Origin of the sequence: uncultured Sphingomonas sp. (assembly GCF_946477935.1) — a bacterium.
Taxonomy (GTDB): Bacteria; Pseudomonadota; Alphaproteobacteria; order Sphingomonadales; family Sphingomonadaceae; genus Sphingomonas.
The window spans coordinates 19387-28270 of record NZ_CAMLAC010000023.1; the positions used below are offsets into that span (position 1 = coordinate 19387).

The window sequence follows — 8884 nt, forward strand, 5'->3', positions numbered from 1 at the left end:
CCCATGGCCGGCCTGTTCCTCAACGCGCGCGGCGCCCACGGCCTCGTCGCCGACCCGCACGCCGCCGCCACCGCGCAGTTCACCGCGCTGGGCTTCTCCGCCCCCCACCCCTTCACCTTCCCCGGCTGGCAAGGGCTGCACACCCCCTACATCCTCGGCGGCCCCGACACCCTGCTGATCGACGGCGACGACATGGTCGCAGTGGCCGGCACACTGGCCTTTGACGGGCAGATCGGGCGGGGCGCCCTGCGCGCGCTGCTGACCGAGGTCGAGCTGCCGCGGCTGGACTGGTCGCGCCTCGCCGGCCAGTTCGCGGTGCTGATCCGAAAGGCGGGCCGCACCTTCCTGTTCACCGACTGGTTCGGCGCCTTCCAGCTTTTCCACGATGAGGAAGGCCGCTTCTTCTCGACCTCGCTGCTGGCCGCGCTTGGCGTACAACCGCAGGTGCGCTTCTCGGCCCAGGGACTGTACGAATACGCCTTCAACGTCACCCCCATCGGCGACGACACCGTGTTCGAGGGGCTGCGCACGCTCGGTCCCGACCGCATCGTCGAGCTGCTGCCCGACGGCATCCGCTACCACCCCGTCTCCCGCCCGCTGCCCGGCATCGATCCCGCCCGCACCGTGCCCGACCGCATCGCCTCCGCGCGCGCCCGCCTCAATGCCGTCGTCGCCCCCCATGCCGCCGCGTTCGACCGCATCAACAGCCCGCTGTCCGGCGGCCTCGACTCGCGCCTGCTGCTCGCCGCCCTGCGCGAAGCCGGCGCCCGCCCCGACCTCTACGTCTATGGCCCGCCGGGCAGCCAGGACGTCGCCGTCGCCCAGGCGATCGGCCATGCCGAGGGCGTGCCCGTCGCCTGGATCAACAAGGCCGACACGCATATCGCGCCCGACGCCTTTGCAGGGCACGTGGCGCGCGAGTTCCACGTCTGGGACGGCCTGCCCAATTACGGCAATATCTTCGACGGCGGCGGCAACACCGCGGCCGCCCACGCCCGTCATGCCGGCGGCGCGCTGGCCGCCTCGGGCGGCTGCGGGGAGATCTACCGCGACTTCTTCTACCTGCCCGACCGCGCGATGACCGCGGATGCGGTGGCGGCCACCTTCTTTGCCCGCTTCCTGGCATCGGACGCCACCGAACGCTTCGACCCGCGCGATTTTCTCGACCGCATCGCCGCCAAGATCGCGCGCGCGATCGACATGCCGCGTCACGCGCGCATCCCGCGCGACCGGATCGAGCATATCTATCCCGCCGTCCGCTGCCGCGCGCTGTTCGGCCGCGAGATCAGCACCGAGGCGCGATTCGGCGCCTATCTGATGCCCTTTCTCGACCACGGAGTCGTCGCCGACGCGATGACATTGCCCTTGCCGCTGAAGCGCGCCGGCCGGTTCGAGGCGCAATTGATCGCTGCGATCGACCCCGACCTAGCCGCCCATCCGTCCGCCTATGGCCACGACTTTTCCGGCCCGCCCTCGACACGGCATCGCTTTTCCGAATGGCAGTCGCGCATCCGCCCGCCCTGGCTGCGGCGGCAAAGCTATGCGCTGCGCCGCCGGCTGGCCGCGCAAGGGGACGAGCATGGCGGCCTGCTCGCCCCCGACTATATGCACCGGGTGATCGATCCCGACTTCCCCGTCATGCGCCGCTGGTTCCGGATGGACCGCGTCGCCGACAGCGGGCTGTGGCGACGGCTGGCGTGCCTGGAATATCTCGGCCAGTGGCTGGGCAGCCGACTGGCCGAGTGAGCCGGCTCAGCGGCCGATCCAGACGCCGATGCCCAGCATCTTCGGGGCGGCATCCATTACCGTGTTCAGCGCCCGGTTGGTCGGCGACAGGCAGCCGCGATCATGCGTCAGCACCGTCTCGCGCCCATCGGCGCCGATCCAGGCAATGCGATAGCCCTGCTGATCGCTCACCTGCTGCTCGCATTGCGTGGCCGCGGTGATGCCGGTCATCGGACGATAGGGTGCCAGCGCGGCGGCAAAGCGACGATAGGCGGCAACGCCCGCCTGCTTCTCCTGCTGCCCTTTGGCGGCGGTATGCTCCTGCCCGTCGAACATCACCTGCCCGCTCGGCAACACCGTGACCGCATAGACCGGGCACGTCCCGTAACAGGGCGACACGCTGTAGCGGATTGCCTCTCCCGCCGCAGGCGCGACCCCGCCCGCCGTCATGTCGCCGGTCGCGGCACAGCCGGCCAGCGTTGCCGCGGCCAGCGCGATCAGGCCCAAAGTCTTCGTCATGCGTCACATCTCCTTGCAATCGATGACAAGACGAACCCCGCGCCCTCCAGCCTTGACCCTTATGTCACCAGCGTCTCGCGGTCAGGCTGATCCCCGCCCCCAGCCGGTTACCCCGCAAAGCCAGTGTCTCGCCGGACCAGTTGCCGACCAGCACCGGCCTGTACGTCACCCCCGGCGCCAGCGTGGCGACGTTGTTTTCGATCACCAGCCCGGTCGAATCATTCTTCGCGCCCTCGGGGGCAACGGTGATCAGCGTGGAGTGATTGTCCTTGTTGCGCCCCACCACGAAGGTGTTGCCCGCGATCCGCCCCTGCGCACCGTTGGACAGGTCGATCATGTAGTTGGTCGCCTGGCCCCGCGTATCGTCGAAGCTGCTGTCGGTCACCATGACCCGCTTGGCGCGACTTTTCAGATAATGGCCGCCCGTGCCCCGCTCGAACCGGCTGGCGGTGACGGTCAGCGTGCCATAGTCGCCGATATAGATGCCGTGCGCGCCGTTGCCGGTCGGGTCCTTGCCCAGCCCGGCAAAAGTCGAATGGTCGATGGTGATCGCGGCGGCAGGATCGTCTGCGGACAGGATGCCGGACTGGCTGTCCAGGAACATGGCGTTCTCGACCGTCAACGGCCCCTTCTCGATGCGGATGCCCGCACCATTGCCGTCCGCCACCTCCAGATGCGAAAACACGATCCCCTCGACGCGCGCACCGCGCCCGCGCAGCACCAGCGCGGCCTTGTCTTCGCAGGTCACGCGCGTGAACACCGTCTTGCCCGGCACCGCCGCGACATAGGATATGCGCCCCGCCTCCTGCACCGCGCATTCGCGGTACGTGCCCGGCGCGATGCGGATGGTACCCTCACCATCGCCGATCGCCCCCACCGCTTCCTGCAACGTCGCAAAGCCGCGATTGCCGACGGTGAACGGTGCCCCGCCCGCTTGCGCCACTGCCGGACCGGCGACCAGGATCAGGGCAAGGGGAAGCATGAGGCGCATCGCAGGCACTCCGAAAAAGGTGCGCCCGCGATGCCATATCGGGGCCGCCGTTACGATGGCGGCCCGTTCATCCGCGTCCCGTTCCGGGTCAGGCAGGCTCGTCCGCCAGTTCCTCCACCAGCGCATCGATGATCGCCTGGTTGAAGGCGGGAATGTCGTCCGGCTTGCGACTGGTGATCAGGTTGCCGTCGACCACCACCTCCTCGTCCACCACATCGGCACCGGCATTTTCCAGGTCGGTGCGGATCGACGGAAAGCTGGTCAGCCGCCGGCCGTCCACCACGTCCGCCTCCGCCAACAGCCAGGGGCCATGGCAGATCGCGGCGACGATCTTGTCGTCCTCCATGAATTCGGTGACGATCTCCACCGCGCGTTCGTTCAGGCGCAGCTTGTCCGGGTTGCAGGTGCCGCCCGGCAGGACCAGTGCGTCGTAATCGTCGGTATCGACCTCGTCGACGGTCAGGTCCGGCGTCGCGGTCTCCGCCTTGTTCAGATCCTGCTCCATGCCCTGGATCGGATCGCGCTTCAGCGAGGCCAGGCTCACCTTGGCGCCCGCCGCCTCCAGTGCTTCGCGCGGCTTGAACAACTCGACGGTCTCGAACCCGTCTGCCGCCAGCATCAGGACACGGGCTTGGGATAGATCGGCCATGACAATTCTCCGTGGGAAAGGGGTGTCGAGAGGATAGGGACGCCGCCTCAACCCGCCGCCCCCTGCCCCCGTTCCGGAACGAAGCGACCGCCGGCGCATTTCCCAAGACCATCCGACGGAGCAACGATGCCCACCAAACTCGTCTATTGCGATGACACGAAGCCGGGCATCACGCGCAAAAAGGTGCGCGGTGGCTGGGGCTATTGGAACGCGAAGGGCGAGCGCATCACCGATCGCGACGAGATCGACCGGCTGAACCGCATCGGCCTGCCTCCCGCTTATGTCGACGCATGGTATTGTCCCAGGGCCAATGGCCATGTCCAGGCGGTCGGCTGGGACGAGAAGGGCCGCAAGCAATATCGCTACCACACCGATTTTCGCGAAGCGCAGGAGGCCGCGAAATATGAGCGCTGTGCCGAGTTCGGCCATGCGCTGCCCCGCTTGCGCAAGCAGGTGGAGGCGGACCTCGCCAAACGCGGGCTGTGCAAGGAGCGTGCGGTGGCCGCGGTCGTCCGCCTGCTCGACATCGCGCATATCCGCGTCGGGAACGAGGCCTATGCCGCTGCCAACAAGAGCTTCGGCGCGACGACGCTGCGCAAGCGCCACGGGCAGGTGAAGGGCCAGACGCTCAAGCTGCGCTATCAGGGCAAGTCGGGCAAGGTGCGCGACTGCCGCATCACCGATCGCTCGCTCGCCCGTTTCGTGAAAAGCTGCCAGGATCTGGACGAACAGCATCTGTTCGCCTGGCTGGACGATGAAGGCGAGGCGCATCCCGTCACCTCGTCCGACGTCAACGCCTATATCAAGGACGCGACCGGCGGGGATTTCACCGCCAAGCATTTCCGCACCTGGGCGGCCAGCGTAACCGCGTTCGAGGCGCTGGCGCGGGCGGAAAGCGACCTCAGCCTGAAGGCCTTGCTCGAACCGGTGGTCGCCCGCCTCGGCAACACGCCTGCCATCGCCCGCAAAAGCTATGTTCACCCTTCGTTGATCGCCCTGGTCAAAAAGGGTCAATCCAGCTTTCGCCAGGCGCTGCGCCTCCCGCGCGCAAAGCGCCATCTCAGCCGAGAGGAATGCGGCCTGATCGCGTTTCTCGAACAGGGCACGCCGGCCTCGCAGGCCGCCTGACCGGGAAGATTGATGTCGAATAATTCCGCCGCCGCCGCCAAGGAACCCATCTTCGATGCTGCCAACGTACCGGACCAGATCGACAGTCTGGTGAATGTCAGCACCGTCTGGGTACAGACGCACTGGCTGCAGGTGCTGATCGCCTTCGGCATCGGCGCGGTCATCGTCATCGCGCTGCATGCGGCGCGCGGATTGGGCAACCGGCTCTGCGCACGGCCCGGCCTGGCCGGTGGCTGGGGCGTCATCATCGGCCGCGCAGTGGTGCGCACCAACAACTTCTTCATCATCATGCTCGCCGCGCAACTGGTCGTCGGCTATGCCGGTGCGCCCAGCGAGGTCGCCAGCACGGTCGGCTTCCTGTTCACCGTCGCCGCCGTTTTCCAGGCCGCGATCTGGGCGCGTGAGCTGATCCTGGGCGCGATCGAGCACCGTACCCAGTCCGAACATTATTCGGGCGAGGCGCTGCTTTCCGCGATGGGGCTGATCCGCCTGCTCGTCACCTTCGCGCTGTTCGCGATCGCGCTGGTCGTCGTGCTGGACAATCTCGGCGTCAACGTCACCGGCCTCGTCGCGGGTCTCGGTGTCGGCGGCATCGCCATCGGTCTGGCCGCACAGGGCATCTTCGCCGACCTGTTCGCCGCGCTCGCGATCATCTTCGACCGGCCTTTCCGCCGCGGCGACAAGATCAGCTACGACACCACCAGCGGCGTGATCGAGTCGATCGGCCTGAAATCGACGCGTATCCGGGCCTTTACCGGCGAGTTGCGGATCATTTCAAACCGCCAGTTGCTGGACAAGGAAATCCAGAACACCACGGTGCGCGACCATGTACGGATCAACTTCACCATCGGCGTGACATACGAGACCGCGCCGGACACGCTGGAGCGCGTACCCTCCATCCTGAGAGAACTCGCCGAGGGCGAGGGCGTGACGGTCGCGCGCTCCAGCTTCGAAACATTCGGGGCGAGCAGCCTCGACTTCGTCCTGCAATTCGACGTGCCGGGCGACGACTGGGGCACCGCACACACCAAGCGCGACGCCATCATGATCGCGATCATCCGCCGCTTCGCCGCCGACAGGATCGGCATCGCCTATCCCACCCAGACCACCTACACCGCCGCCCCCGACGGCACGCTGGTCATGCCCTACGCCCCCTCACCGACCAAGGAGGCGTAAGGACCGGCAAAAGCGCCTGGACGCCTTGTCCCTCTCCCAATGGGAGAGGGAGGGAGCGGCGCAGCCGCGGAAGGGTGAGGGCGACCAGGAATGGTCGGGAGCGATTCTAGATTCCGCCTTCGTCCAGCGACAGCAACGTCGCGTTGCCCCCCGCCGAGGTCGTATCCACCGACACCGCCCGCTCCGCGCAGAAGCGGTACAGATAATGCGGCCCGCCCGCCTTTGGCCCCGTGCCCGACAGCCCCTCGCCGCCGAACGGCTGCGACCCGACCACCGCCCCGATCATCGAACGATTGACGTACAGATTACCCACTTCCGCCTCGGCCTCCGTCACCTCGACGGCGCGCGCGATGCGGCTGTGCAGGCCCATGGTCAGGCCGTAACCCTTGGCGTTGACCCGCGCGATCGTCTCGCTCAGCGTACCGGCCGCCCAGGTCGCGACATGCAGGATCGGCCCAAACCATTCGCGGTCCAGATCCTCGATCCGGTCCAGCCGCACCAAAGTCGGCGGCACGAACAGCCCTTCCGCGGGCGCATCCAGCGTCTTGATGACCCGCGCGCCGGCCTCGGCCCGGTACGCCATCAGCTTGTCATAGGCCGCCCGGTCGATCACCGGCCCGACATCGGTCGCCGGATCGCCGGTCGGCCCCAGCTTCAGCGTGTCCATCGCGCCCTTCAGCATCGCGATGACCCCGTCGGCCACTTCCTCCTGCACCAGCAGCAGGCGCAGCGCCGAGCAACGCTGCCCCGCCGACCGGAAGGAAGACGTGACCACATCGGCCACCACCTGCTCGGGGAGGGCGGTCGAGTCGACGATCATCGCGTTGATCCCGCCCGTCTCCGCGATCAGCGGCACGATCGGGCGGTCGTCGTCCGCCACCAGCGTCCGCGCGATGCGCTTGGCGGTCGCGGTCGATCCGGTGAAGGCGACGCCCATGACGCGCACGTCTTCGGTCAGCGCCTGGCCGACCTCCGGCCCGCCCGTCACCAGCACCAGCGCGTCGGCCGGCACCCCGGCCCGGTGGGCCAGCGCCACCGCCGCCCGCGCGATCGCCGGCGTCTGCGGCGCCGGCTTGGCGACAACGGTATTCCCCGTCACCAACGCCGCCACGGTCTGCCCCAGGAAGATCGCCAGCGGAAAGTTCCATGGCGCCACCGTCGCCCAGACCCCGCGCCCGTCCATGTGCAGCGTGTTGCGCTCGCCGGTCGGCCCTGGAAGCTCCACCGGCCGCAGCCGCGCCCGCGCTTCGCCCGCGTAATAGCGGCAGAAATCGGCGGCCTCGCGCACTTCCCCGATCGCGTCCGGAATCGTCTTGAACGCCTCCTGCACCAGAATGGCCATCAACCGGTCGCGATCCTCCTCCAGCAGATCCGCCAGCCGCTCCAGGATTGCCGCCCGCTCTTCCACCGGCCGCTTCGACCAACCACCGAACGCCGCATGCGCGCGCGAAACGGCGCCCGCGACATCCGCCGCCTTATCGTCCACCGACGCTTCCATCGGCCCGTTCACCACCTTCGCCGTCCGCTCCAGCGTCGGAATGTCGCTCAGATCGATCCCGCCCGAGTTGCGATGCCCCGGCCGGAACAGGTCGACGGGCAGCGGGATCGACGGGTGCCGCGATCCGCCCACCGCCGCGATTTTCGCCACCGGGTCCGCCAGTATCTCCGCCTCGGTCAGCCGCGCATCCGCCAACTGGTGCACGAAGCTGGAATTTGCCCCATTCTCCAGCAGCCGGCGGACCAGATAGGCCAGCAGGTCGCGGTGCCCACCCACCGGCGCATAGATGCGGCAGTGATAGCCCTGCTCGCGTACCAGCCGCTCATACAGCCCGTCGCCCATGCCGTGCAGCCGCTGGAACTCGAAATCGCGGTTGCTGCCCGCCCATTCCAAGATGGTCGCGACGGTCAGGGCATTGTGGCTGGCAAAGGCGGGGCGGATGTTCTTCCCCGCCAGCATGTCCTTGGCGACCGCCAGATACGACACGTCGGTCGCCGCCTTGCGGGTGAACAACGGATAGTCCGCCAGCCCCTCGACCTGGGTGCGCTTGATCTCCGAATCCCAGTATGCGCCTTTTACCAGCCGCACGTTCATGACCCGGCCCAGGCTGTTCGCCCATTGCACCACCGGCCGCGCCCGCTTGCCATAGGCCTGCACCGCCATGCCGAAGCCTTCCCAGCCGTTCAGGCTGGGCAGACCGGCGACCGCGCCGATGATGTCCAGACTCATCTCAAGCCGTTCGGACTCCTCGGCATCCACCGTCAGCGCGATCCCATGCCCCGCCGCCTGCACCGCCAGTGCCTCCAGCATCTGCGTCAGCGCCGGCACGCACTCGGCCCGCCGCGCGACCTCGTACCTCGGATGCAACGCGGACAGCTTCACCGACACCGAATGCCCCGCCGCCGGGTCACGCCCCACCGCGTCGATCGCCTGCACATACGCCTGGAAGTACCGCTCGGCATCCTCCTGCGTCCGCGCTGCCTCGCCCAGCATGTCGAAACTGGCGGTGAACCCCTTGTTCTCCGGCTTCTTCATCCGGCGCGTCGCCTCGTCGATGGTCCGCCCCATCACGAAGATCTCGCCCATCATCCGCATCGCCGCGCCCACACCCTGCCGCACGAACGGCTCACCCGCGCGCGAGATCAGGCGCTTCAGCGGCCCCGCCTCACCCTCCCCCACCAATGCACGGCCGACAACC

The 8884-nt window shown here is 68.0% G+C and carries 7 protein-coding genes; 3 read left to right on the top strand and 4 right to left on the bottom strand.

All coding sequences use genetic code 11. The features are described 5' to 3' along the window. Positions 1–3: 3 nt before the first annotated feature. Positions 4–1746, top strand: coding sequence for a hypothetical protein (locus Q0U08_RS04475; protein ID WP_298089996.1), 1743 nt, complete (start codon positions 4–6; stop codon positions 1744–1746). Positions 1747–1752: 6 nt separating this feature from the next. Here Q0U08_RS04475 and Q0U08_RS04480 read toward each other — a convergent pair whose 3' ends face one another. From Q0U08_RS04480 to Q0U08_RS04490, 3 genes are all read right to left on the bottom strand, one after another. Further along, positions 1753–2244 (bottom strand): DUF6438 domain-containing protein, encoded by a 492-nt coding sequence (locus tag Q0U08_RS04480; protein ID WP_298089997.1) that lies wholly within the window; start codon positions 2242–2244, stop codon positions 1753–1755. Between the two features lie 64 nt (positions 2245–2308). Beyond that, positions 2309–3235: a right-handed parallel beta-helix repeat-containing protein gene (locus Q0U08_RS04485; RefSeq protein WP_298089998.1), complete on the bottom strand. Its 927-nt coding sequence runs from the start codon at positions 3233–3235 to the stop codon at positions 2309–2311. 88 nt (positions 3236–3323) lie between these two features. Next, positions 3324–3884, bottom strand: coding sequence for a type 1 glutamine amidotransferase domain-containing protein (locus Q0U08_RS04490; RefSeq protein ID WP_298089999.1), 561 nt, complete (start codon positions 3882–3884; stop codon positions 3324–3326). Positions 3885–4010: 126 nt separating this feature from the next. On the opposite strand from Q0U08_RS04490, the gene Q0U08_RS04495 reads away from it, so the two are divergent. Together Q0U08_RS04495 and Q0U08_RS04500 are read left to right on the top strand one after the other, a co-directional pair. Then, the gene (locus Q0U08_RS04495) at positions 4011–5012 is read left to right on the top strand and encodes a DNA topoisomerase IB (RefSeq protein ID WP_298090000.1); all 1002 of its coding nucleotides are present in this window, start codon (positions 4011–4013) and stop codon (positions 5010–5012) included. Positions 5013–5024: 12 nt separating this feature from the next. Beyond that, complete coding sequence (locus Q0U08_RS04500; protein ID WP_298090001.1) at positions 5025–6188, top strand: mechanosensitive ion channel family protein; 1164 nt, start codon at positions 5025–5027, stop codon at positions 6186–6188. Positions 6189–6294: 106 nt separating this feature from the next. Here Q0U08_RS04500 and Q0U08_RS04505 read toward each other — a convergent pair. Further along, positions 6295–8884 (bottom strand): L-glutamate gamma-semialdehyde dehydrogenase (locus tag Q0U08_RS04505; protein WP_298090002.1); only part of this gene is annotated, 2590 nt, incomplete at its 5' end.